The 22986-nt window shown below is 74.6% G+C and carries 21 protein-coding genes; 10 read left to right on the top strand and 11 right to left on the bottom strand.

Annotated elements, in window-relative coordinates; translation table 11 throughout:
- Window position 1 precedes the first annotated feature (1 nt).
- Both murQ and ACH4K1_RS00335 read right to left on the bottom strand, forming a co-directional pair.
- Window positions 2–982 (bottom strand): N-acetylmuramic acid 6-phosphate etherase, encoded by a 981-nt coding sequence (gene murQ, locus ACH4K1_RS00330; RefSeq protein WP_398084835.1) that lies wholly within the window; start codon window positions 980–982, stop codon window positions 2–4.
- Between the two features lie 79 nt (window positions 983–1061).
- Window positions 1062–1979 (bottom strand): MurR/RpiR family transcriptional regulator, encoded by a 918-nt coding sequence (locus tag ACH4K1_RS00335; protein WP_398084838.1) that lies wholly within the window; start codon window positions 1977–1979, stop codon window positions 1062–1064.
- 104 nt (window positions 1980–2083) lie between these two features.
- Between ACH4K1_RS00335 and ACH4K1_RS00340 the strand changes: the two genes are divergently transcribed.
- Complete coding sequence (locus tag ACH4K1_RS00340) at window positions 2084–2455, top strand: hypothetical protein (RefSeq protein ID WP_398084840.1); 372 nt, start codon at window positions 2084–2086, stop codon at window positions 2453–2455.
- The gene (locus ACH4K1_RS00345; protein WP_093812814.1) at window positions 2452–2724 is read left to right on the top strand and encodes a DUF4031 domain-containing protein; all 273 of its coding nucleotides are present in this window, start codon (window positions 2452–2454) and stop codon (window positions 2722–2724) included. The genes ACH4K1_RS00340 and ACH4K1_RS00345 overlap by 4 nt, the downstream gene beginning before the upstream one ends.
- Before the next feature lie 37 nt (window positions 2725–2761).
- Here ACH4K1_RS00345 and ACH4K1_RS00350 read toward each other — a convergent pair whose 3' ends face one another.
- Window positions 2762–4111 (bottom strand): Cmx/CmrA family chloramphenicol efflux MFS transporter, encoded by a 1350-nt coding sequence (locus tag ACH4K1_RS00350; protein ID WP_398084843.1) that lies wholly within the window; start codon window positions 4109–4111, stop codon window positions 2762–2764.
- A gap of 559 nt (window positions 4112–4670) precedes the next feature.
- Between ACH4K1_RS00350 and ACH4K1_RS00355 the strand changes: the two genes are divergently transcribed.
- Genes ACH4K1_RS00355 through ACH4K1_RS00365 form a run of 3 tightly spaced genes read left to right on the top strand, consistent with a single transcriptional unit; the run spans window position 4671 to window position 5782 of the window.
- On the top strand, window positions 4671–5219 hold the full coding sequence (locus tag ACH4K1_RS00355; RefSeq protein ID WP_398084845.1) for a hypothetical protein: 549 nt from the start codon (window positions 4671–4673) through the stop codon (window positions 5217–5219).
- A gap of 60 nt (window positions 5220–5279) precedes the next feature.
- Window positions 5280–5519, top strand: coding sequence for a hypothetical protein (locus ACH4K1_RS00360; RefSeq protein WP_398084848.1), 240 nt, complete (start codon window positions 5280–5282; stop codon window positions 5517–5519).
- Window positions 5516–5782 carry a hypothetical protein gene (locus tag ACH4K1_RS00365; RefSeq protein WP_398084851.1) on the top strand — a complete coding sequence of 89 codons (267 nt, stop codon included), beginning with the start codon at window positions 5516–5518 and terminating at the stop codon, window positions 5780–5782. The genes ACH4K1_RS00360 and ACH4K1_RS00365 overlap by 4 nt, the downstream gene beginning before the upstream one ends.
- Before the next feature lie 74 nt (window positions 5783–5856).
- Here ACH4K1_RS00365 and ACH4K1_RS00370 read toward each other — a convergent pair whose 3' ends face one another.
- Window positions 5857–7101, bottom strand: coding sequence for a PQQ-binding-like beta-propeller repeat protein (locus ACH4K1_RS00370; protein WP_398084853.1), 1245 nt, complete (start codon window positions 7099–7101; stop codon window positions 5857–5859).
- Window positions 7102–7340: 239 nt separating this feature from the next.
- A complete protein-coding gene (locus ACH4K1_RS00375; protein ID WP_398084855.1) occupies window positions 7341–8030 on the bottom strand; it encodes a hypothetical protein in 690 nt (229 codons plus the stop codon).
- Window positions 8031–8163: 133 nt separating this feature from the next.
- Between ACH4K1_RS00375 and ACH4K1_RS00380 the strand changes: the two genes are divergently transcribed.
- The 3 genes from ACH4K1_RS00380 to ACH4K1_RS00390 are packed head-to-tail and all read left to right on the top strand — an operon-like array spanning window position 8164 to window position 10576.
- On the top strand, window positions 8164–8913 hold the full coding sequence (locus tag ACH4K1_RS00380) for a LamB/YcsF family protein (RefSeq protein WP_398086526.1): 750 nt from the start codon (window positions 8164–8166) through the stop codon (window positions 8911–8913).
- Complete coding sequence (locus tag ACH4K1_RS00385; protein WP_398084858.1) at window positions 8910–9707, top strand: allophanate hydrolase subunit 1; 798 nt, start codon at window positions 8910–8912, stop codon at window positions 9705–9707. Before ACH4K1_RS00380 ends, ACH4K1_RS00385 begins: the two co-directional genes overlap by 4 nt.
- Complete coding sequence (locus ACH4K1_RS00390; RefSeq protein ID WP_398084861.1) at window positions 9704–10576, top strand: biotin-dependent carboxyltransferase family protein; 873 nt, start codon at window positions 9704–9706, stop codon at window positions 10574–10576. Before ACH4K1_RS00385 ends, ACH4K1_RS00390 begins: the two co-directional genes overlap by 4 nt.
- 213 nt (window positions 10577–10789) lie before the next feature.
- Here the strand turns inward: ACH4K1_RS00390 and ACH4K1_RS00395 are convergent, their stop codons facing one another.
- Window positions 10790–11218: a hypothetical protein gene (locus ACH4K1_RS00395; protein ID WP_398084864.1), complete on the bottom strand. Its 429-nt coding sequence runs from the start codon at window positions 11216–11218 to the stop codon at window positions 10790–10792.
- A gap of 304 nt (window positions 11219–11522) precedes the next feature.
- On the bottom strand, window positions 11523–13832 hold the full coding sequence (locus ACH4K1_RS00400) for a heavy metal translocating P-type ATPase (RefSeq protein ID WP_398084867.1): 2310 nt from the start codon (window positions 13830–13832) through the stop codon (window positions 11523–11525).
- A gap of 236 nt (window positions 13833–14068) precedes the next feature.
- Between ACH4K1_RS00400 and ACH4K1_RS00405 the strand changes: the two genes are divergently transcribed.
- Window positions 14069–14758, top strand: coding sequence for a copper homeostasis protein CutC (locus ACH4K1_RS00405; RefSeq protein WP_398084869.1), 690 nt, complete (start codon window positions 14069–14071; stop codon window positions 14756–14758).
- 261 nt (window positions 14759–15019) lie between these two features.
- Here ACH4K1_RS00405 and ACH4K1_RS00410 read toward each other — a convergent pair whose 3' ends face one another.
- On the bottom strand, window positions 15020–17113 hold the full coding sequence (locus tag ACH4K1_RS00410; protein ID WP_398084872.1) for a HelD family protein: 2094 nt from the start codon (window positions 17111–17113) through the stop codon (window positions 15020–15022).
- Between the two features lie 521 nt (window positions 17114–17634).
- On the opposite strand from ACH4K1_RS00410, the gene ACH4K1_RS00415 reads away from it, so the two are divergent.
- Window positions 17635–17826, top strand: a complete 192-nt coding sequence (locus ACH4K1_RS00415) for a hypothetical protein (protein ID WP_398084875.1) — start codon at window positions 17635–17637, stop codon at window positions 17824–17826.
- Window positions 17827–17846: 20 nt separating this feature from the next.
- On the opposite strand, the gene ACH4K1_RS00420 is transcribed toward ACH4K1_RS00415, so the two are convergent.
- From ACH4K1_RS00420 to ACH4K1_RS00430, 3 genes are all read right to left on the bottom strand, one after another.
- Window positions 17847–19490, bottom strand: coding sequence for a DNA repair helicase XPB (locus ACH4K1_RS00420; RefSeq protein ID WP_398084877.1), 1644 nt, complete (start codon window positions 19488–19490; stop codon window positions 17847–17849).
- 89 nt (window positions 19491–19579) lie between these two features.
- Window positions 19580–20344, bottom strand: coding sequence for a YqjF family protein (locus ACH4K1_RS00425; RefSeq protein ID WP_398084880.1), 765 nt, complete (start codon window positions 20342–20344; stop codon window positions 19580–19582).
- 114 nt (window positions 20345–20458) lie between these two features.
- Entirely contained in the window at window positions 20459–22936 is a 2478-nt protein-coding gene (locus ACH4K1_RS00430; protein ID WP_398084883.1) for a helicase C-terminal domain-containing protein, read from the bottom strand.
- Window positions 22937–22986: the final 50 nt, after the last annotated feature.

Raw genomic sequence — 22986 nt, forward strand, 5'->3', positions numbered from 1 at the left:
GTCAGGTGGTGCGGACGGCCGTGAGGGCGGCGCGGAGGTGGCCGTTCGCCTCGGCGAGGCGGGCCGCGGCGGTGGGGCCGTCGACCTGGCCGAGGACGACGAGGATCGCGTTCTTGACCTCGCCGTCGGTGGCCGCGAGGGCGGCCTCGATCTCGGCGTCGGACGCGCCGGTGGCCAGGGAGACGATGTGCCGGGAGCGGGCCCGCAGCTTCTCGTTGGAGGCGCGGACGTCGACCATGAGGTTCCCGTACGTCTTGCCGAGCCGGATCATCGTGATCGTCGAGATCATGTTGAGGACGAGCTTCTGCGCGGTGCCCGCCTTGAGCCGGGTCGAGCCGGTGAGCAGCTCGGGTCCGGTGACGACCTCCAGGCCGTGTTCGGCGGCGGCGCCCAGCGCGGAACCGGCGTTGCAGGAGAGCCCGATGGTCAGGGCGCCCCGGGCGCGGGCGTGCTCGACCGCGCCGATCGCGTACGGCGTGCGGCCGGAGGCGGAGATGCCGACCACCGTGTCGTCGGCCGTCAGCTCCAGCCCGTCCAGGTCGGCGGCGGCCAGCTCCTTGCTGTCCTCCGCGCCCTCGACGGCGGTGACCATGGCGGAGGGGCCGCCCGCGATCAGGCCGACGACCTCGGACGGGTCGGTGTTGAAGGTGGGCGGGCACTCGCTGGCGTCCAGCACCCCGAGGCGGCCCGCCGTGCCCGCGCCCGCGTAGATCAGCCGGCCGCCGCGGGCCATGCGCTCGGCGGTGGCGTCGATGGCGGCGGCGATCTGCGGCAGCCGCTCGGCGACGGCGGCGGGGACGGTGGCGTCCTCGCCGTTCATGATCCGCGCGATCTCCTCGGTGGAGAGCCGGTCGATCTCGGCCAGCTCGGGGCGGAACGCCTCGGTGGCGAGGGTGGCCAGCTGGGCGCGCAGCTCGCCGTAGCTCCCGGAGGCGTCGGGGGCGCCGGGGGCGGGGGTGTTGGCGTCGGTGGTGGAGGTCATGGGGTGCGGCTCGGCTTTCTCGGAGTGCTGGGTCTGTTCGGGGGTGCTGGGATGCGTACGCGTACGGGTGCGGGCCCGGTCAGCGGGCGCGCGGGGTGTGGCGGTGGGCCAGCGCCTCGTAGGAGGCGGCGAGGGCGGGCGCGGCGGTCTCGTACGTCCGCTGCGCGACGCCTATGAACAGGCAGTCCACGACGAGCAGCTGGCTGGTCCGGCTCGACATGGCGGCCGGGCGCAGCTCGCTCTCGCGCGCGGTGGACGTGGTCAGTACGTGGTCCGCGTACTGCGACACGGGGCCGTCGGGCCGCCCGGTGATCGCGATCGTGGTCGCCCCGCGGTCGAAGGCGACCCGCAGCGGCTCGATGACGTCGCCGGTGGAGCCGGAGTGCGTGATCGCGATGGCCACGTCGCCGCTGCGGAGCTGCACGGCGTTGGTCACCGCGAGGTGCGGGTCCATGTGGGCGTGGGCGATGAGGCCGATCCGGAGCAGCTTCTGTGCCAGGTCCTGGCCGACGAGGGAGGAGGCCCCGACGCCGTAGACGTCGATGCGGCGGGCGGTCGCCGCGGCGGCGACGGCGGCCCCCAGCTGTACGGTGTCGAGCCCGGCGGCCGTGTCGGCGAGGGTCTGCTGCTCGTCGTGGGCGAGCTTGGCGACGACGTCGGCGATCGGGTCGTCCACCGCGATGTCGGCGGTGACGGCGGGGGGCCGGCCCGACTCCTGGTGCGCGGCGAGGCCGGCCAGCGCGAGGCGCAGGTCCCGGTAGCCGGGGTAGCCGAGGAGCCGGGCGGTCCGGACGACGGTGGCCTCGCTGGTGCCCGTGCGCTCGGCGAGGCCGGTGACGGTGAGGGCGGCGCAGCCGGCCGGGTCGCCCGCCACGGCTTCGGCGACCAGCTGCATCGAGCGGGTCATGGAGGGGGCGAGGGTCCGGACCTTGGCGGCGAGCGCCGCGGGGGCGGGCGGAGAGTCACCGTTGAAACTTTCCTTCACGTCACTGGTCACATGTGAAAGATATTTTCAACCCCGGGGGTCGTCAAGCCCCCGCGGTCTCCACCTCTGGCGGAACCCCCGGCGGGACGTTCCGCGTGCGGGCGCACAATGGGGGCATGGAGCTGAACCCCCTGGAGCAGGCACTGCACACCGCCCGCGCGCTGGTCATGGCCGACCTGGCGGCGGCCGACGTGGCGGAGGCGGACATCGTCTCGCTGGTCGAGGACGCGGTGACGCACCGGCGCTGGTGGGTGGAGCAGTGGCCGCAGGGCACGGAGTTCGTGGCCGGTCTGATCGCCCAGGACGTGCAGGACGCGCTGCTGGAGCGGTACGGGCGGTGGCCGCTGTGCCCCGCGTGCCCGGCGGAGGACGAGCCGCACGCCCTGGACGTGGAGCCGGAGCTGGGCCCCGACCCGCACTGGGTCTGCACGAAGGCGGCCGTGGCGGTGGCCCCCGTGGGGGCGCTGAGCGAGGTCCTGCGGCGGTGACGCTCTACATCGACCCGCCCACCTGGCCCGGCCACGGCCGCCTCTGGTCGCACCTGGTCAGCGATGTCTCGTTCGAGGAGCTGCACGCCTTCGCCGCCGCGATCGGCTGTCCGCCGCGCGCGTTCGAGCGCGACCACTACGACGTACCGGAGGCGCACTACGCGGACGCGGTGCGGGCCGGGGCGCGGGAGGTCGGATCGAAGGAGCTGGTCCGGCGGCTCACGGCGGCGGGGCTGCGAAGGCCGAAGGGGCGGCCGGCCCCGGGGTGATTCCCGGGGCCGGCCGCCCCTCCGGCCGGGAGCGGCGTCACGCCGGGGCCGCGCCGCCCGCCGCGCAGTCGGCCGCCCGGGTGTGCTCGGCCTGCTCGACGGGGTCCGCGACCCGGGTCCGCCCGCGCGGATCGGCGTCCGCCGCGCGGCCCGTACCGTCCGCCGCGCGGTCCGTGGAGCCCCCTGTGCTCTTCGCGATCAGCCGCGACCGGGAGCGGCCGCTGCCGCTGCCGCCCGGGGCCCCACCGCGCTGGAGACGCAGGGCCACGCCGACCGCCGCCAGGGCCACGGCCGTCATCGCCGCGCCCGCCCAGGCCGTGGACGCGAAACCGAAGTCGAGGTCGATCACCGTGCCGCCGAGCCAGGGGCCGGTCGTGTTGCCCAGGTTGAACGCCGCCGTCGTGGTGGCACCGGCCAGCGTGGGGGCGGCCCCGGCCACGTTGAACATCCGGGCGTTCAGCGCGGGGGCGGTGAAGAAGGCGGACAGGCCCAGCAGGAACGAGAGCGCGACCACCGCGACCTGGCTGGAGGCGAACAGCGCCAGCGCCACCAGGAACACCGTGGACGCCGTGATGCCGCTCAGCAGCACCCCGAAGAGGTGCGCGTCCGCGACCCGGCCGCCGGCCATGGTGCCGATCAGCGCACCCGCCCCGAACAGGCCGAGGATCCACGGCACCCAGCCGGACTCCAGCCCCGCCACATCCGTGAGCAGCGGGGCGAGGTAGCTGAACGCGCAGAACACGCCGCCCGCCGCGAGCGCGGTGATCACGATCGCCAGCCAGACCTGGCGGTCCCGGTAGATCGCCAGTTCCCGCTTCAGCTCGGGCTTCTTCTCGGGCAGCGGGATGGAGGGGATGCGCGTGACGACGCCGACCAGCGCCACCGCCGAGGCCGCGCCCACCGCCCAGAACGCCGAACGCCAGCCGAAGTGCTCGCCGAGGAAGGCTCCCAGCGGCACGCCCAGCACGTTGGCCACGGAGAGGCCGCCGATCATGACGGCCATCGCGCGGGCCCGCGCGTTCACCGGGACCATCGCGATGGCCACGGCCGCGCCGACCGCCCAGAACCCCGCGCACGCGAGCGCGCTCAGCACCCGGGAGGCGAAGAGGATCTCGTACGTCGGGGCCAGCGCACCGGCCACCTGGCCGACGCCGAACACCGAGATCAGCCCGATCAGGGTGGTGCGGCGCGGCAGCCGGAGGGTGGCGACGGCCAGCAGCGGGGCCCCGACCACCATGCCGATCGCGAACGCGGATATGAGGAGCCCGGCCTGCGGGATCGACACGTCCATGTCGTCCGCGATCGGCGGGAGCAGGCCCGACAGCATGAACTCGCTGGTACCGAGGGCGAAGACCGAGAGGCCGAGAATGTATACGGCCAGGGGCATGGGAGTGCGGCGTGAGGGAGAGTCGGGCATGACTCGTCCCAACGCCGGGGAACGTGTCCGCATTCCCGGTACCGGGACGGGACCGCGCCTGTTCACGGCCCTGTGATGACCCTGGGCGGACCCGGGCCGCAGGCCACCGCCACCGAGCAGAGGCTGGTGTCCGGCGTCGGCCTGACCCCGTGCCGCGACGGCCGTGCACCGCAGGACCTCCCCCGGGAACAACCGGACGGCGTCAGCACGGTGCGCCGGGACGTCACCGGCGTCATGCCGGCGACCTCGGCGGTGATCCTCGCCGTGTCCACCGCCGTCACCCGGTTGGTCGCCGGGCGCCGGGAACAGCTCGCCGGGCACCCGTGCCGGTCCGCCGCGTTCCTGTCTCAGGAGCTGCCGGGCCGGTCGGCGTCGTTCGTGCCGTCGGGCAGGCCCGGACCGTGCCCGAGTTCCGGCCGGTACGTCCGTGCCGCAGCCGCCTCCCGGCGTCGTGGCGCCCCTGCCGCTCATCCGCGGACGCCTCGTCCGGCGATCGGGTAGGGTCGCCGAACTGCCAAAGGAGGAACGGGTGTTGGACTCCGAGATGGAGCGCTTCCTCGCACAACCGCGCTACTGGTTGATGTACGCGCTGCCGTGGCCGACGACGGACCCGAACGTCGGGATGGCGGAGGCGGCGCACGTCATCGCGCCCTCGACCGTTCCCTCCGGGCAGCGGGACCGTCTGCCTCAGGACGTGGCGGATCTTCTCGGGTACGTGGATGTGTACGCGAGCGAACATCCGGATCAGCGAGTGGTCTGGTTCACGGACGTCACGCGGTGGCTGGAGTGGGAGAAGGACAGCAGCTGGAGCGCGCTCGGCGTGGAGTGGGAGGACGCGCTCGCAGAACTGGCGCGACTCCCGCTCCTGGGGTTGTACATGACGGTCAACCGCCGGGCCTACCACCATCTGATCAACACGGCCGAGCGTTTCCGGGTGACCTACACGGACGGGCACAGCGAGGTGCTGACCGATGGGGAACGCCGAGCGGTTCATGAGGCGTTCGAGCACAAGCTGGACGAGGACTGGCCGGCGTACGTCCGAGACATGGTGGCGAGCGGTCACCTCACCGTCGGCTAGCTCCTGGCGATCCGGCCGGCAGCGGGGCCGCTCACCGGCCTGCCGTACGGAGTCGATGACGTGCGAGAGCCGGTCAACGTCGAGATCCCGCGCATCCAGGCCGAGCCGGTCTTCCGCCACCCCCGCCGCCGTCCCCGCGGCCCCGGCGATCTCCCCGGTGGCGCGGAGCCGGCTGATCGCCCCGCGGTCGCGGTGCGGCCGGAGGACGTCGCGCACGTCGGCGTCGCTGACGTGGGTCACGGCTCCACGGCGGAGAAGGGGCTGTGCGCCACGGGCTGGTCCGCCACACTGGGGGTGTGAAGCTTCCCCGGGTGGAGTGCCCGAAGTGCCGTCGGCCGACGGCTGTCGCCCCCATGGCCGGATCGCTGACGAAGGGCCGCCTGTGGCGGCACGACGATGCGGACGCACGCCGCGACCCGGAAGGGTTCCTCGTGTCCTGCTCGGAGTCCCTGAGCACCGTGGACCTGCCCGAGGCCGGCCGCCAGATGGAGCTCGACCTCGACGCCCCGGACCCCGCCGACGCACCCGAGCCCGATCCCCTGGACACTCTCGCCCTGTTCTGACCCCTTCTGCCCCTCCTCCCGCCTCGCGGAGCACCGGCTTCCCGGTGCCCGTTCGCGAGCGGACCCCGTTCGGCCTACGCGGGCAGCGCGTGCAGCTTCTTGCCGTGCAGGGCGAAGACGTGTTTGCCGTCCGTGGCCACCAGCCACGCGTGGTGGTCGCCCGTCCCGTCGTTGAACGTCCACCGCAGGGCGCCGGTCTTCGCGTCGAAGGCGTGGACGCCGCCCTCCGGGTCGAGGTCGGTCGCCCCGTACAGCGTGCCGCCCACCCTGACGAACTGCCGGGGCACCTGCACGCTCGCGTCCCGGAGCGCCGTGGACTGCCAGACCTTCTTCCCGGTCGCCGGGTCGAGGGCCCACAGCGTGCGCCCGCTGTCCGCGATGTACAGCACACCGTCCACGAGACTCGGCTCCCGGAACAGGGAGAACTCCTCCGCCTCCACGGACCACTTCTCGGAGCCGTCCGCCAGCGCGAACGCCTGGAGCCGGGAACCCTGCGGAACGATCACCAGGTCCTGGTGGACGGCGAACGGCCCGTAGCTCGTCTTCGTCGTCTTGTGCGTCCACACCTGCTTGCCGGTGGCGGTGTCGCGGACCGTGAGGTTCTTCTTGTAGTCCGTGTAGACGAGGTGGCGGCCCTCTACGGCGGCGTGGATGCCGTTCTGCTCGGTGCCGAGGTCGCGCTGCTCCTTCCAGGCGACCTTGCCGGTGGTGCTGTTCAGCGCGGCGATCACGTTGGTGTGGGACGAGCCGTCCGCCTCCAGGATCTCCGCGACGACGTACACCTGCTCCGCGTCCACCGCGATGGGCCGCGGCTGCCGGTACTCCTTGCCCAGGTGGCTGCGCCAGGATTCCTTGCCCGTCCCCGGTACGAAGCCGATCACGCTGCCGTCGTACTTGCCGCTGGCCAGGTACAGGGTGCCCGCGCCGAGCAGCAGCGGCGCACCGGGCGTCGCCCCCTCGGCCAGGGACCAGCGCTCCTCGCCGGTCGCCCCGGCGAGCGCGGCCAGCGGATCGCCGCTCGCGATCACCACGCCGTCCACGGCGACGAGTTCGTCGTTGTCGCCGTAGGTCTGCGCCGAGGTGGTCTTCGTCCAGAGCGGCGCGGGGGCCTTGCCGTCCTTGCCGCCCCCGCCCCCCTTGCCGTTCTCGGGAGAAGTACCGCGCGGCGACGGGACGCTGCCCTCGCCGCCGGTCGCCGACTCGTCCTCGCAACCGGTCAGGCCGGCCCCGACCACCGCCATCGTGATCCCGCCCCCGGCCAGCCGCAGGATGCGCCGCCGGGACGTGTTTCCGGCCCTCGTGCCGAGACCCTTGGACATGTCGCCTTACCCCCGTGGAGTTGTTCGAAGCGGAAAGATCGGCGGATCGCCGTCGCAGAAGGCGTGTGCATCTGCGATGCGAGACGTTAGCCCCTGGCGCCCTTCACCGGTCGGGCCAAGGTGCGACCGGGACGACACCGTGAACGAACCGGAACATTCACGGAGACACGTTGACACGTTGACGGGACGACGGGGGGACGACGGGGGAGGGCGACCGCCGACCGGTCCGGCGCCTCCGGTCAGCCGGGGGCGGAGGCGGTCAGCAGCTCCAGCTCCGCCGCCAGGTTGTGCCGGGCCCGCGCCTCCCACTCCGCAGCGCCGTACGGGGTGCGGAACAGCCGGGGCAGGCCGACGAGGTGCCGCAGCACCGCCGCCCTGCCCTCCCGGAAGGCGGCGTCCGGGACGAAGGCGTACTCCTCCCGCACCCGGGCCGCGTACGCCCCGTACTCCTGCGGGTCGCCCGCCAGGACCGCCAGGTCCGCGTCGCACAGCACCTCGCCGTTGCGGTCGCCCGGCGCCGGATCGTGGGTGACGGTGAGCCGGACCAGCCGGGCGACCTCCGCCGTCACCGCGTCCGGCACCCCCGCCTCGGGCAGCGCGCGCTCGGCCAGGGCGGCGCTGCGCTCCTCGTTCTCGCTCCGGTCGGGCCGGTAGACCGCGTCGTGGAACCAGGCGGCGAGCCGTACCGCCCGCACGTCCTCCGCGTGGTCGGCCAGCGTGTCGATCCGCTCCAGGACAGTCCGCAGGTGGGAAGTCGTGTGGTAGCGGCGCTGCGGCTCGGCCCAGCGGGCGAGCAGGTTCTCGGCGTACGGCAGCGGGTCGGGGCCCTCCGCCCCGCCGCGCGCGGCCAGCAGCGTCTCGTGCCAGCGGTCCCGGAGACCGGTCTCGGCGTCCTGCGGCGGGCGAGGGCGGGGGCCGGGATTCGTCATGGGGCGACTCTAAGACGCGTCGGGGTGTGATGTGACGGGGCGTGCGCGGGGGCGGCCGGACCCCGGGGGCTTCCACCCACCGGACCGGCCCTTGTCGTCCGGCCCGGCCGGGCCCTACCGTGCGCCCGTGACGATGGATCTCAACGCGGACCTCGGCGAGGGCTTCGGCCGCTGGACCCTGACCGACGACGACGCCCTCCTCGCCGTCGTCACCAGCGCCAACGTGGCCTGCGGCTTCCACGCGGGCGACGCCTCCGTGATGCGGCGGGTCTGCGACGCGGCGGCGGCCGGCGGGGTACGGATCGGGGCGCAGGTCTCCTACCGGGACCTGGCCGGGTTCGGGCGCCGCCCGATGGACGTGCCGGCCGCCGAGCTGACCGCCGAGATCGCCTACCAGATAGGCGCGTTGCGGGTCTTCGCGGAGGCCGCCGGCGCCACCGTCTCGTACGTCAAACCGCACGGCGCGCTCTACAACCGGACCGTCCGGGACGACGAGCAGGCCGCCGCCGTCGTGGCGGGCGTCCGGCTCGCGGGCGGCTCCCCGGCCGTCCTCGGCCTGCCCGGCTCCCGGTTGCTCGCGCACGCCGCCGAGGCCCGGCTCCCCGCCGTGGAGGAGGCGTTCGCCGACCGCGCGTACACCCCGCAGGGCACCCTCGTGCCGCGCGGCGAACCGGGCGCGGTGGTGCACGACCCGGACGAGGTCGTACGCCGCAGCGTCGGGATCGCCGTCGAGCGGGCGGTGACCGGGGCGGACGGCAGCCGCGTCCCGGTCACCGCCCGCTCGCTCTGCCTCCACGGCGACACCCCGGGCGCGGCGGACCTCGCCCGCCGGGTGCGCGCCGCGCTGGAGGAAGCGGGCATCGCGATACGGGCGTTCACATGAGCGCGCCGGGGGGCGTGGGGGAGACGCGTGCTCCCGCCGGCCCCGGCCCTCTCGCGGCCCCCACGCACGCGCGGCAGGTCCGCGTCCTGCCCGCCGGACCGCACGCGCTGCTCGTCGAACTGGCCGACGGCGAGCACGCCGAGGCGTTCCACGCCGAACTGCTCCGCCGCCGCGAGCGCGGCGAACTGCCCGCCGTACGCGACATCGTCCCGGCCGCCCGCACCGTCCTGCTCGACGGGATCGCGGGCCGCGCCCCCGGGGCCCGTGACCGGCTGGCCCGGGAGCTCGCCTCCTGGCGGGTGGAGACGACGCCCCGCGCGGACCGCGATCCGGTGGAGATCCCCGTCGTCTACGACGGGCCCGACCTCGACGCGGTCGCCGCGCTCTGGGGCGTCGGGGCCGCCGAGGTGGGGGCGCTGCACTCCCAGACCGCGTTCCGGGTGGCGTTCTGCGGGTTCGCCCCCGGGTTCGGCTATCTCGCGGGGCTGCCCGAGCGGTTGCACGTGCCCCGGCGCGCGACCCCGCGCACCCGGGTTCCGGCCGGGGCGGTGGCCCTCGCCGGGCCCTACACGGGGGTGTACCCGCGCCCCTCGCCCGGCGGCTGGCAGCTCATCGGGCGGATGCCGGACCCGGGGCCCCTGTGGAATCCGGGCCGGGAGCCTGCCGCGCTGCTCTCCCCCGGGACGCCGGTCAGGTTCGTACCGGTGGAGGCCGAGGGCGGCGGGGGCGCGGGCCGTGCGCCCGCGCCCCGGACGCACGGCCCGCGCGCGCACGTCCCCGGGGCGGGCGCGTGACGTCGCCCGCCGCCCGCCTCTACGTGGTCCGGGCCGGCGCGTTGACCACCGTGCAGGACGCGGGCCGTCCCGGCCGGGCGCACCTCGGCGTCGGGCGGGCCGGGGCGCTCGACGCGCCCGCCGCCCGGCTGGCCAACCGGCTGGTCGGCAATCCGCCGGACGCCGCCGTCCTGGAGACCACGCTCACCGGGTGTGCGGTCCGACCGGACCGTCCGGTCCTGGCCGTCGTCGGGGGCGCGGGCTGCCCGGTGACGGTGGACGGGCGGCCGGTGGCGTGGGGCGCGCCGGTACGGGTACCGGCGGGCGCGGTGCTGGAGGCGGGCCCCGCCGCCACCGGACTCCGGAGCTATCTGGCGTTCGCGGGCGGGCTGACACCGGACGCGGTGCTGGGCAGCCGTTCGACGGACCTCCTCTCGGGGCTCGGGCCCGCCCCGCTGAGGGAGGGGGACCCCGTCCCGCTGGGTGATCCGGCCGGGTGCGGACCGCTGCCCGCCGCCGGGCCTGTCCCCTGGCCGGGCGCCCCCGCCGAACTGGTGCTGCCGGTCCACCTCGGGCCGCGCCACGACTGGTTCACCGGGTCCGCGCTCCGCACCCTCCTCACCGCTGCCTACCGCGTCTCGCCGCACAGCAACCGCATCGGCCTGCGGACGGAAGGGCCCGCGCTGGAACGGTTCCGTACGGAGGAACTGCCCAGCGAAGGCGTGGTGGTGGGCGCGATACAGGTCCCGGCGGACGGACGGCCCGTGGTCTTCCTCCACGACCACCCGACGACCGGCGGCTACCCCGTCGTCGGCGTCGTCCCCGAACACGCCCTCGCCGGGGCCGCCCAGGCGGTGCCGGGAACCCGGCTGCGCTTCGTACGGGCCTGAGCCCCGCCTGGCGACCCGTCTGCCGTTCCGGCCGGTCGCCGGACGGTCGGGGCATGGACTCGCGGGGGGTGACGCATCGCGCGGAGGGCAGGCCGGGAGCGGCCCCCGGCCTGCCACCTCACCGGCGGGGGCCCGCTCCCACCCGGTGCGACGACCAGCCGTGGGTCAGACGCACGGCCGGGAGCGCGACGGCGTGATCAGCAGCTGACGTGATCAGCAGCAGTTGGGGAAGTCCCAGGGCAGCCAGCCCTGCCCGGTGTCGAGGCGCATCTTGCCCACGGTGGCGCCGTTGGTGTTCTTCAGCGCCATGCTCGTCCGGAGTTCGCCACCCGAGTACCAGTCCGTCACGGTGATGGAGCTCGCCGCGTTGGCCTGGCCGCCGGCCGGGTCGGGCTTGCCCATGGACGTCCAACGGCTCCAACTGCCGTTCGTGGTGATGCGCCACCACACCGCGTAGTCGGTGCCGACCAGGAACTGCTCGTCCTCGCCGTTGGGCAGGTCGTGCTTGGTCACGCCGTACTTGCATATGTACTTGCCGTTTCCACCGGCCGTGCAGATGTCGGCGGCCTGGACCGGCGTGATGGACACGGCCAGTCCCGCCATGGCGGCGACGGCGACGACGGCGGCCTTGATTCTCTTCACCCTGGGCATCCTGTTCTCTGACGTACTCCGCCGTACCGGACTTCTTCCGGTACGGCGGTGAATCGCCGTCACCCTACTGGCCGTCGGTGAACGGCTCTCACGCCTCCCGACCCGCCCCTCCCCGCCACCGGTACGGCGTCGAGCCGGTGGGAGGGTCGGCGGAAGTCCTCGTGGCCCGGCGCGAGTTCACCCACTGTTCAGCCGATGGTGGTGAACACCGGACATTCCCCGCCTCCCCGCGCACACACGAGCGCGGCGGGGCCCGGAAGGCCTCCCCGCGCTCGATTCCGTCACCGCGCCGGTCTCACGCGCCCTTGAAGGTGCGCAGCCGCAGCGAGTTGCCGACCACGAAGACCGACGAGAAGGCCATGGCCGCCCCGGCGATCATCGGGTTGAGCAGCCCGGCGGCGGCCAGGGGGAGGGCCGCGACGTTGTAGGCGAAGGCCCAGAAGAGGTTGGTGCGGATGGTGGAGAGGGTGCGGCGGGAGAGGCGGATCGCGTCGGCGGCGGCGTTGAGGTCGCCCCGGACGAGGGTGAGGTCGCCCGCCTCGATCGCGGCGTCCGTCCCGGTGCCCATCGCCAGTCCGAGGTCGGCCTGGGCGAGGGCGGCGGCGTCGTTGACCCCGTCCCCGACCATCGCGACCGAACGGCCCTCCGCCTGGAGGCGCTTGACCACGTCGACCTTGTCCTGCGGCATGACCTCCGCGTACACCTCGTCGATGCCGACCTCGGCCGCGGCCGACTCCGCCACGGCCCGGTTGTCGCCGGTCAGGAGGATCGGGGTGAGACCGAGGGCGCGGAGCCGGCGGATGGCTTCGGCGCTGGTGTCCTTCACCGCGTCGGCGACCTCCAGCACGGCGCGTGCTTCGCCGTCCCAGGCGACGGTGATCGCGGTGCGCCCGGCGGCCTCCGCCGCCCGCTTCGCCTCGGCGAGTGCGGCGGGGAGGCGGATCTCCCACTCGGCCAGGAGCTGTTCGCGCCCCACGAGGACGGCATGGCCCTCGACGATGCCCTGGACGCCGAGTCCGGGGATGTTCTGGAAGTCCTCGGGGGTGGGGAGGGGGCCGGTGGCGGTGGTGGCGGCGGTGGCGACGGCTTGGGCGATGGGGTGTTCGGAGGCGTTCTCCAGGGCGCCGGCGAGGCGGAGGACTTCGGTTTCGGTGGTGGTGGGGGCGGTATGGGTGGTCTGGAGGGTCATGCGGCCGGTGGTGACGGTGCCGGTCTTGTCCAGGACGATGGTGTCGGCGCGGCGGGTGGTCTCCAGGACTTCGGGGCCTTTGATGAGGATGCCGAGTTGGGCGCCGCGTCCGGTGCCGACCATGAGGGCGGTGGGGGTGGCGAGGCCGAGGGCGCAGGGGCAGGCGATGATGAGGACGGCGACGGCGGCGGTGAAGGCGGCGGTGAGTCCGGCGCCGTTGCCGAGCCAGTAGCCGAGGGTGGCGAGGGCGAGGGCGATGACGACGGGGACGAAGACGGCGGAGATGCGGTCGGCGAGGCGTTGTGCGGAGGCTTTGCCGTTCTGGGCGTCCTCGACGAGTTGGGCCATGCGGGCGAGTTGGGTGTCGGCGCCGATGCGGGTGGCTTCGACGACGAGGCGGCCGCCGGCGTTGAGGGTGGCTCCGGTGACGGGGTCGCCGGTGGCGACCTCGACGGGGACGGACTCGCCGGTGAGCATCGAGGCGTCCACGGCGGAGGAGCCCTCCACCACCGTCCCGTCCGTCGCGATCTTCTCCCCGGGGCGCACCAGGAAGCGGTCCCCGACCTGGAGTTCGGCGGTCGGGATCGTCGACTCGACGCCGTCGCGCAGGACGGTGACCTCCTTGGCGCCCAGCTCCAGCAGCGCCCGCAGCGCCGCCCCGGCCTTCCGCTTCGAACGGGCCTCGAAGTAGCGCCCGGCGAGGATGAACGCCGTCACCCCGGCCGCGGCCTCCAGATAGATGTTCCCGGCGCCGTCGCTGCGGGCGATGGTGAACTCGAACGGGTGCGTCATCCCGACCATGCCCGCCGTCCCGAAGAACAGCGCCCACAGCGACCAGAGGAACGCGGCCGACGTGCCGACCGAGATCAGCGTGTCCATGGTCGCCGCGCCGTGCTTCGCGTTGGTCCAGGCGGCCCGGTGGAAGGGCCAGGCGGCGTAGGTGACGACCGGCGCGGTCAGGGTCAGCGAGAGCCACTGCCAGTAGTCGAACTGGAGCGCCGGGACCATCGCCATCGCGATCACCGGTACGGCGAGGACGACGGCGGTGATCAGGCGCTGGCGCAACGTGGTCAGCCCGGCGTCCTCCGCCTCCTGCGCGGGGGCGTCCACCGCGTCCGCGCCGCCCCCGGCCGGGCGGGCGGTGGCGGGCGGGGCGGGCCGGCGGGCGGTGTAGCCGGTAGCCTCGACGGTCGCGATCAGGTCGTCGACGGAGACCTCGGAGCCCTGGTACGTGACCTTCGCCTTCTCGGTGGCGTAGTTCACGGTGGCCTCGACGCCGTCCATCCGGTTGAGCTTCTTCTCGATCCGGGCCGCGCACGAGGCGCAGGTCATCCCGCCGATCGCGAGCTCGACCGCGGCCGTGCCGGCGTCGGAGCCGACGGCGCTGGTGTCGGTGGTGGCGGAATGCGCGGACACGGGGTCCTCCCTGGGGCCGTCCTCTGTCTTAGATACCCCTAGGGGGTATCACCATCTGCTTCATGTATACCCCCCTCCCCTATGAATTGCAAGGGGTGATCGCGACGGAGGGCGCGGGTCGGCTCGCCCCCAGCCGCCCTCGTACGTTCCTATAGAGGGCTGCGCTGTCCAGTCGCCGCCCCGTAGGCTGGCCATTGGACTAGACCTATAGCTGTGCATCGGAGGAATGGAGACCCATGAGCAACCGTGCAGTCCTGGAGGTGATCGCTCTCGACGCGGAGGACGCGGTCGCCGCCCAGGCCGGAGGCGCAGACCGCCTCGAACTGGTCACCGACATGGCCGCCGACGGTCTGACGCCGTCCCGGGAGACCTTCGCGGCGATCAGGTCCGCCGTGGACATCCCGCTGCGCGTGATGCTCAGGGTGGCGGACGGGTTCGCCGCCGGTGACATCGATGTTCTGGTCGGCAAGGCCCACGAGATGCGGGAGGCGGGGGCCGACGCGTTCGTCTTCGGCTTCCTCGACCAGGAGGGCCACGCCGACCTCGTCGCCGTCGAGCGGCTGGTCGCGGAGCTGGACGGCTGCGCGTGGACGTTCCACCGGGCGATCGACCGGGCCGCCGACCGCGACGCCCTCCGCAAGCAGCTCGCGGACCTGCCCGGCCTCGACACGTTCCTCACGGCGGGCTCCCCGGCCGGGGTGGACTCCGGCATCCCGACCCTGGTGGCCGAGGCGGCCCGGAGCGGCGAGCCGGGGTACGAGGCGCAGGTCCTGGTCGGGGGCGGCCTCCACCTGCACCACCTGCCCGAACTGCGGGCGGCGGGCATCGACGCGGTCCACATCGGCGGCGCGGCCCGGCCGTCCGGCTGGTCGGGCCCGGTGGACGCGGCAGCCGTACGGCAGTGGCGCGAGGCGCTGGACGGCTGAGCCCCGCCCGGGGCGGGCGGAAGCCGGGGCACGGGCGGGACGGGCGGAAGCTGTGGCACGGCCGGGAGCCGTGGGCGTCCGGGACGGGCGGGAGCCGTGGCACGGCCGGGACGGGCGGGAGCCGTGGCACGGCCGGGACGGGCGGGAGCCGTGGCACGGCCGGGACGGGCGGGAGCCGGGGCTCGCTCGCCCGGCCCCTCGCCCCCGCCCTGCGCCAGCGCTCCCGGCCCCCGCCCCGCCCCGGCCCCTCGCGCCCCCGCCCTACGCCAGCGCCCCCGGCAGCGGCGCCGCGTGCAGCACCGTGAGCCCCGAGACCGCACGCGTCAGCGCCACGTACAGCCGCCGCAGCCCGGTCCGCTCGTCCGGTTCGCCGTCGACCACCGCCGCCGGTTCGTCCAGCACCACGTAGTCGTACTCCAGCCCCTTGGCGAGCGACGCCGGCACCAGCGTCAGCCGGGACTCGGCGGTCGTCTCCTCGCCCGGCGAGAGGTACGCGTGCCCCGCCTCCGCCAACGCCGCACCCAGCGCCGGAATCCGCGCGTCGGCGGCGATCAGCCCGATCGACCCCTCGTGGCGCAGCGACTCCTCGCAGGCGGCGACCACGGCCGCGTCCAGCCCGTCCGCACCGCCCGCCACCTCCCGTACGACCAGCGAACCGGGCGACTCGCGCACCGACTCCACCGGCGCCAGCCCCGGCGAGATCGCGGGCAGCAGCCGGGAGGCGTACGCGATCACTTCGCGCGGCACGCGGAAACCGGCCGTCAGCTCCTCCACCACCGCGTCCGCCTTGCCCAGGTGGAACAGCGCCTCGGCCCAGCTCTCCGTGGACCACGGCGTCGTCCCCTGCGCCAGGTCGCCGAGGACGGTGGCGGAACCGGTCGAACACCGCCGCCCCACCGCCCGGTACTGCATGGGGGACAGGTCCTGCGCCTCGTCGAGCACCACATGGCCGAGCGAGTGCGTACGGGTGATCAGGTCGGTGGCCTCGTCGATCAGCACCGCGTCCGCCGCCGACCACTTCGCCGACTTCACGCTGCGGGCGGGCTTCGCCCACAGGAGCCGCTCCTGCTCCTCCTCGCTCAGCAGCCCCTCGGCGTGCGCGGCCAGGAACTCCGCGTCGGACAGCAGCCGCAGTACCAGTTTGGCCGGGTCCACGGCGGGCCAGACCGCCTTCACGGCCGCCTTCACCGCCGGGTTCCGGGCCACCGCGTTCTGCACCCGGTCGTCGGGGGCCTCCCCGGCCTCCTCCATCCGGACGAGGACGGCGTGCGCGATCCGCTGCGGCAGCGCCTCGTGCGCGGCCCCGTACCGCATGTCGCGGGCCAGCAGCTCGTCGACCATCTCCTGGATCTCGTGGGCGGGCACCCGCCAGCGGCGGGAGCCGCGCACCACGACGACGGGCTCGACGGGGGCGGTGACATGGGAGCGGACCGCCCGCCGCAGCACCTCCGCCATCCGGGCGTCGCCCTTGACGACGGCGGTGGCGGCCTCGTCCTCGCCCCGGACCTCGACCCCGGCGCGCACCAGGTCGTCGACGGTGGCCTGCTTGACCTCCAACTCCCCGAGGGCGGGCAGGACCTGCTCGATGTAGTGGAGGAAGGAACGGTTCGGCCCGATGACCAGGGTGCCGGTACGGGCCAGGCGCTCGCGGTGCGCGTACAGCAGGTACGCCACCCGGTGCAGGCCCACGGCGGTCTTCCCGGTGCCGGGCCCGCCCTGCACGCAGACGGTCCCGCCGAGGCCGCTGCGGACGATCTCGTCCTGCTCGGGCTGGATGGTGGCGACGATGTCGCGCATCGGGCCGACGCGCGGCCGCTCGATCTCCGCCTGGAGGAGGCGGCTGGTGTGCTCGGCCTCGGCGGGGTCGGTGAGGTGCTCGTCCTCGTACGCGGTCAGCTCGCCGCCGGTGTAACCGAAGCGGCGGCGCAGCACCACGTCCCGGGGGTCGGTGCGGGACGCCTGGTAGTACGGCTGCGAGACCGGCGCACGCCAGTCGATGACCATGGGGTCGCCGACGGCGTCGTGGACGTGGCGGCGGCCGATGTAGAACCGCTCGCCGTCCGCGCCCTCGGCCAGTTCGCCGCCGACGGCGTGCAGATAGTCGAGGCGGCCGAAGAACAGCGGGGTGTGCGAGAGGTCGGCGAGCGCCTTGATGCGGTCGTCGATCTGGGACTGGAGGACGGCGGCGTTGACCCAGTTCGCGGTGACGTCGCGGATGTCGAGTGCCTGGACGTCCTCGCGCATCCCGCGCAGGGCGGCGCGGGACGCGGCGAGGTGGGCACGCTCGTGCGCCAGGGGGTCGGTGGTTCCGGTGGGGTCGGGCGGGGAATCGCTCTCTGCTACGTGCGCGGGCACGGTGTTGCCTCCGGCTCTTCAACGCAGGACGGCGGACCGCGTCCTGCGACCGGCTGGGGAGCCGGGGCGGCGGTCCGCTCGGAAGGTTGGTTCGCATGGGTGCAGGCCGGTTTCCGTCCGGCCGGCGGCGCTCCCCCGGCTGCCGGCGGTGAAGGGCCGGTACCACGGTTCGGGAGGCGGGCAGAGCGGCGATTGTAGTCACAGGGCGGGGCCCGGGCGAAACGGAATACCGATCTCCACGGGGCGGAGGCCCGGGGGCGCGGGGGCGCCGGTCCGGTCGGGGGACGGCCCGGGCGGACCGGGGCGGGGAGCGGCCCGGACCGTCCCCCGACCGGGGAGGGCGTGGGCGAGCTCCCGGACGGAGAGGGCCGGGGGATACCCGTAGGGGGCGTGGGCGCCCGGGCGGTACCGGAGGGCTACGCGCCGCACCCGGGCTTCCGTCTGCGGACCGACCCGGTCGGCGTACGGGTTCCGTCTGCGGGCCGACGCGCCCGAACGGGTGACAGGAGCACCATGGATACATGAGCACAGCCACCCTGAACCCCCGCACGACCGGCCCCGCGCACGGCGCGACCGCGGCGACCGGTGACCACCGACCCCACCGCGTCGGGGACGCGATGCGCGCCGTGAAGGTGTTCGTGACCACCGCGTTCGGCGTCGTCGTCCTGGGAGAGTACGCGGAAGAGGCGGGCGTCGTCGGCCGGAGCCGCTGACGCCCGCCCCACCGGGCGCCTCAGTCGCCGGCGAGCAGTTCGTCCGCGTCGACGATGCGGTACGCGTACCCCTGCTCGGCCAGGAACCGCTGGCGGTGCGCCGCGAAGTCCTGGTCGATGGTGTCGCGGGCGACGACCGAGTAGAACCGCGCCTCGTGCCCGTCGGCCTTCGGCCGCAGGACGCGGCCCAGCCGCTGGGCCTCCTCCTGGCGCGACCCGAAGGTGCCGGAGACCTGGATGGCGACGGTGGCCTCGGGCAGGTCGATGGAGAAGTTGGCGACCTTGGAGACGACCAGAACGCTGATCTCGCCCTGGCGGAACGCCTCGAACAGCTTCTCGCGCTGGGCGTTGCTGGTCTCGCCCTTGATGACCGGGGCGTCCAGGTGCTCGCCCAGCTCGTCGAGCTGGTCGATGTACTGGCCGATGACGAGGGTCTGCTCGCCCTGGTGCTTGCGCACCAGCGCCTCGGTCACCTTCCGCTTGGTGGCGGTGGTGGCGCAGAACCGGTACTTCTCCTCCGTCTCGGCGGTCGCGTACGCCAGCCGCTCGGAGTCGGTGAGGTTGACCCGGACCTCGACGCAGTCGGCGGGCGCGATGTAGCCCTGCGCCTCGATCTCCTTCCACGGGGCGTCGAACCGCTTCGGCCCGATGAGCGAGAAGACGTCGGACTCCCGCCCGTCCTCGCGCACGAGCGTCGCCGTGAGCCCCAGCCGCCGCCGGGCCTGGAGGTCGGCGGTGAACTTGAAGACGGGCGCGGGCAGCAGGTGGACCTCGTCGTAGACGACCAGGCCCCAGTCGCGGGAGTCGAACAGCTCCAGGTGCGGGTAGACGCCCTTCCGCCGGGTGGTCAGCACCTGGTAGGTGGCGATGGTGACCGGCCGGATCTCCTTCCTGGTCCCGCTGTACTCGCCGATCTCGTCCTCGGTCAGCGAGGTCCGCTTCACCAGCTCGTGCTTCCACTGCCGGGCGGAGACGGTGTTGGTGACCAGGATCAGGGTGGTGGCCTTGGCCTGCGCCATCGCGCCGGCCCCCACCAGCGTCTTCCCGGCGCCGCAGGGCAGCACGACGACCCCCGAGCCACCGTGCCAGAACCCCTCCACGGCCTGCTTCTGGTACGGCCGCAGCGACCAGCCGTCCTCGGCCAGCTCGATCGGGTGGGCCTCCCCGTCCACGTAACCGGCGAGGTCCTCGGCGGGCCACCCCAGCTTGAGCAGCGTCTGCTTGACCTGCCCGCGCTCGGAGGGGTGGACGGCCACGGTGTCCGGGTCGATCCGGGCCCCGACCAGCGGCTGGACCTTCTTCGACCGGAGGATCTCCTCCAGCACGGGCCGGTCGGTGGTGGTGAGGACGAGTCCGTGCACGGGGTGCTTGGACAGGGTGAGCCGCCCGTACCGCGCCATCGTCTCGGCGATGTCGACCAGGAGCGCGTGCGGCACGGGGTAGCGGGAGTACTCGACCAGGGCGTCGACGACCTGCTCGGCGTCGTGCCCGGCGGCACGGGCGTTCCACAGCCCGAGCGGGGTGACCCGGTACGTGTGGATGTGCTCGGGCGCACGCTCCAGCTCCGCGAACGGCGCGATGGCACGACGGCAGGCGTCCGCCAGGTCGTGGTCGACTTCGAGGAGCAGCGTCTTGTCGCTCTGGACGATGAGGGGTCCGGTCACGCGCTTCGGCCCTTTCTGCGGGGTACGGCCACGGCTGCGGCCAAACGTCCAGTGTGCCGCATCGGGGGCGGGACGGGGCGGGCGCGCGGTCAGCCTCGGAGGCGGGGCCTGCGCTGCGGCCCGAACCGGACCGGGACGCCGGGGGAGTACAGCACGCTCATCGGCTCGCCGACCGGTGCGGGCAGCCCGCCCGCCGCCACCAGGTCCTCGTCGCACTCCAGCAGCTCCGCCCGGTGGAGCGGCCAGCGGGGGTGGACGTTGGGCAGACAGGCGGTCCGTCCGAAGAAGAACGAGCTGTGCAGCGCCCAGCGGGCCGTCAGGAAGTGCTCCAGGGGCGTGGGCTCCCCGATCGCCTCCCCCGGCCGCAGCACGATCCGGCTGCGTGCGCCGCGCGGGCCGGGCCAACGGCGGCCGCTGGTGTACGTGAGAGTGTCACCGGAGCGCTCGACGCCCATCCGGGACCACACGTACGGCAACCGGAACGCGGCCCGCGCCACGAGGACCGGGATGAGCCGCGAGGCGTCGAGCGACCGGAAGACGACACCGCGGCGGCCCTGCCCGTCCACGGAGTAGAGCCGCACATTGGTCTCGGGAAAGGTGCCGAGGTAGGGGAACCCCGGCAGCCCGAGCACCCCCACCCGGTACATCCGGAACGCCACCAGCCCCACATACGTCGTCGCCCCGTCGAACGTGTCCGGCACGGTCCCCGGCGGCAGCAGCGGCGCCACGTCCGCCGGATCGACCGCCCAGTGCAGGAACGCCAGGTCCAGCCAGGACTGCGTGAGCAGCGGGGGCATCGGCCCGGCGGGCGGGTGGGGCGACACGGGCTCGGGGCTCCGGCGGGAGAAGGACATGGCCGCAGCATCGCAGAACGCGGTCGGGGCGGCACCGCGCCCGGGCGGGGGCGACGGGCGGGCCGGTGCGGGCTCGGTGTCCGGTCTCGCCCGGTCGGCCGCGGCGCCCCGCCCCTACCCCTCCCCGTCCTCCGCCAGCTCCGCCACCCCCGTGATCCGGTGCAGCGGGTAGGTGCGGACCTCGTCGGCCGTGTGGTCGTACGCCGTGACGAAGCCGCCCTCCACGCGGACCGGGGCGATCACGCGCTGGCTGGCCGCGCCGTCCGCGTTGACGTAGCCGATCCAGACCGTGGAGCCCGTCATCGCGGCCGCCTGGACCGTGGCCAGGGTCTCGGCGGAGGTGGTGCGGGGGAGCGAGCCGGAAGGGGTGGGGGACGACGCGTCCTCGGACGTGTCCTTGCGGATCACCGTGGCGGCCGTGTCGCCCGCGCGGATGGCCCGGACCGCCGCGCCGAGCAGGGTGTCGTCCGGGGTCGGCGGGCCCTCGGGGACCGGGACCGGAGGCGTGCGGGGAGGGGTGCGGCGGGCGCCGGCGCGGGTGATCAGGACGTCGCCCTCGGCGGACTCGGCGGCCGGGGCGTACCCCATGTCGCGCAGCGCTTCGAGGAGCGGTCCGGGATCGGACTGGGAGGCCAGGACCGTGGGCGCGAGGCGGCGCAGGCGCAGGCCCGTGGAGCGGCGGTCGGCCAGGATCTCGTTGAGGACCGCCTCGTCGTCGCACCGTACGTACGCGGACGCCGCCCCGATCCGCAGGTGCCCGTGGCGGCGGGCCACGTCGTCGATCAGGTAGCTCAGCGGCTGCGGTACCGGCGTGCGGCTGTGCGCGGCCAGGAACGCGTGCAGGTCGGACGCCGACTGCCCGGCGTCCAGGGCGCGGCGCACCGAGCCGGGCGTGAAGCGGTACACCGTCGCCCCGCCCTTCGACTCGACGTCGGCCAGGACGGACAGCGTCTCCGCCAGCGGGCGTTCCAGCGGCCCCGGCGCCACCGCCGTCAGGTCGGCCTGGAGCAGCACGTGGTCCAGGGGGTCGGGGAGGAGAGGGGCGAGGAGCGCCGCCGCGGCTCCCTCGCCCTCCTCCAGCAGCGCCCGGGCCTGTGAGGACAGTGCGCCCCGGCCCGTGATGCCCAGCAGCTCCGCCTCGTTGAGCGTCCACAGCGCGAGCCGCGAGCGGAGGTCCGTCCCCTCCGCGGTACCGGAGCTCCCCGGGGCGGGGCCGCCGCGCAGCGGGCGTTCCCAGCGCAGCCGCCGCAGCAGCGTCTCCGGGTCCGGCGCGGCGCCCGGCGGCAGTTCGGCGAAGAGGGCCAGCACCCGGCGGCGTACGTCGGGGGCGGCCGAGCGGTCCAGCTCCGGGCCGAGCGCGGACAGGGCCCGGCCCTTGGCGTCCTGGCCGCCGACCAGGCCCGGCGTCCGGGTCGCGGCGAGCCAGGCGGTGGCCAGGTGCGTCCAGCGGTCACCGGCGGACAGGTCGAGCCATTCGTCGGAGGCGGGCGTCGGCGCGTACCGCTCGTCGCTCTCCCCGTCGGACGCCACCAGCCCCGCGCCGTAGGCCAGTTCGACCCAGAAGGCGGCGATCGGCTCCGGCACGTCCAGCGCGGTCGCGGTGCGCTTCAGCTCCCGTACGCTCAGGCCGCCCGCGCGCAGGATCGGCGGGCCGCCGCCGTTCCAGTGCTTCAGCAGCTCCTCGACCGTGGCCAGCGCCGTGAACGCCTGGCCCGCCGCCGCCCTGTCCACAGCCTGGGGATCGCGTTCGGCGGCCGTCGCGACGGCCGGGGGCGCCGGCTCGGGTACGCGGTGGGCGCGGCCGGCGCGCAGGTGGAGGGCGGCCTCGCGCGGCAGCACCACCGTGCGGGTGGAGACCGGCAGCAGCAGGCCCCGGTCGCGCAGCCACTTCACGGGCGGGGTCGGGTTCGGCGTGACCTCTCCGTACGGCGGCCCCCACACCAGCCGGTCCAGCACCGACAGCGCCTCCACCGGCGCGGTGTCCAGCAGCTCCGCCATCCGCGTCCGGTCCGTGAACAGGGAGGACAGCGCGGCCACCGCCGAGACCGGGTCGTGCGTGGCGGGCAGGCCGGTCGCCGCCAGGATCTCCTGGAGGCGGCCGGGCGACATGCCCGCCGTCGCCTCCGCGACCGTGGGGCCGAGACCGGTGGGGGAGGGGTGCTGCGGGGACGGAGCGAGCAGTTCGCGGGCGGTGCGCACCAGCCGCAGCCGGTCGTCCTCGCCCCAGACCAGGGCCTGTTCGCGCAGCGTCGCCAGCGCGCCCGGGAGCGCGGCGGTGATCGCCGCCCCCGCGTCCTCGCGCTGCTCCCCGTCGTCGAGCCCGTCGCCGGTGAGGAGGGACAGGAGCGTGCCGTACGGGGCCGGGTCCGGGGCCACCGCCAGCGCCTCGGCGGTCTGCAGCGCGAACCGGTCCAGGTGCTCCAGCGCCCGGACCACCGACGCCCGGGTGCCGGCGCGGGTGGCGAGCTGGGTGATGTCGTTCGGCACCGGGTTCAGGAGGTCGGGGCGGGCACGCAGCAGCCCGGCCAGCGATTCGTCGCCCCGGGCGCGCAGGGCTTCGGCGAGCGTGCGCGGTGGTGTGGTCGTCCCCATCCGTCCCACGGTAGCCGCTGGAACGCTACCGTCGGGGCAGGGCCGGTAGA

The organism is Streptomyces sp. NPDC017448 (assembly GCF_044330565.1).
Lineage (GTDB): Bacteria > Actinomycetota > Actinomycetes > Streptomycetales > Streptomycetaceae > Streptomyces.

Coding starts and splice junctions, on each gene's coding strand:
- murQ (WP_398084835.1), bottom strand. CDS start 982: ATGACCTCCACCACCGACGCCAACACCCCCGCCCCCGGCGCCCCCGAC.
- ACH4K1_RS00340 (WP_398084840.1), top strand. CDS start 2,084: ATGGAGCTGAACCCCCTGGAGCAGGCACTGCACACCGCCCGCGCGCTG.
- ACH4K1_RS00350 (WP_398084843.1), bottom strand. CDS start 4,111: ATGCCCCTGGCCGTATACATTCTCGGCCTCTCGGTCTTCGCCCTCGGT.
- ACH4K1_RS00370 (WP_398084853.1), bottom strand. CDS start 7,101: ATGTCCAAGGGTCTCGGCACGAGGGCCGGAAACACGTCCCGGCGGCGC.
- ACH4K1_RS00375 (WP_398084855.1), bottom strand. CDS start 8,030: ATGACGAATCCCGGCCCCCGCCCTCGCCCGCCGCAGGACGCCGAGACC.
- ACH4K1_RS00380 (WP_398086526.1), top strand. CDS start 8,164: ATGGATCTCAACGCGGACCTCGGCGAGGGCTTCGGCCGCTGGACCCTG.
- ACH4K1_RS00385 (WP_398084858.1), top strand. CDS start 8,910: ATGAGCGCGCCGGGGGGCGTGGGGGAGACGCGTGCTCCCGCCGGCCCC.
- ACH4K1_RS00405 (WP_398084869.1), top strand. CDS start 14,069: ATGAGCAACCGTGCAGTCCTGGAGGTGATCGCTCTCGACGCGGAGGAC.
- ACH4K1_RS00415 (WP_398084875.1), top strand. CDS start 17,635: ATGAGCACAGCCACCCTGAACCCCCGCACGACCGGCCCCGCGCACGGC.
- ACH4K1_RS00425 (WP_398084880.1), bottom strand. CDS start 20,344: ATGTCCTTCTCCCGCCGGAGCCCCGAGCCCGTGTCGCCCCACCCGCCC.
- ACH4K1_RS00430 (WP_398084883.1), bottom strand. CDS start 22,936: ATGGGGACGACCACACCACCGCGCACGCTCGCCGAAGCCCTGCGCGCC.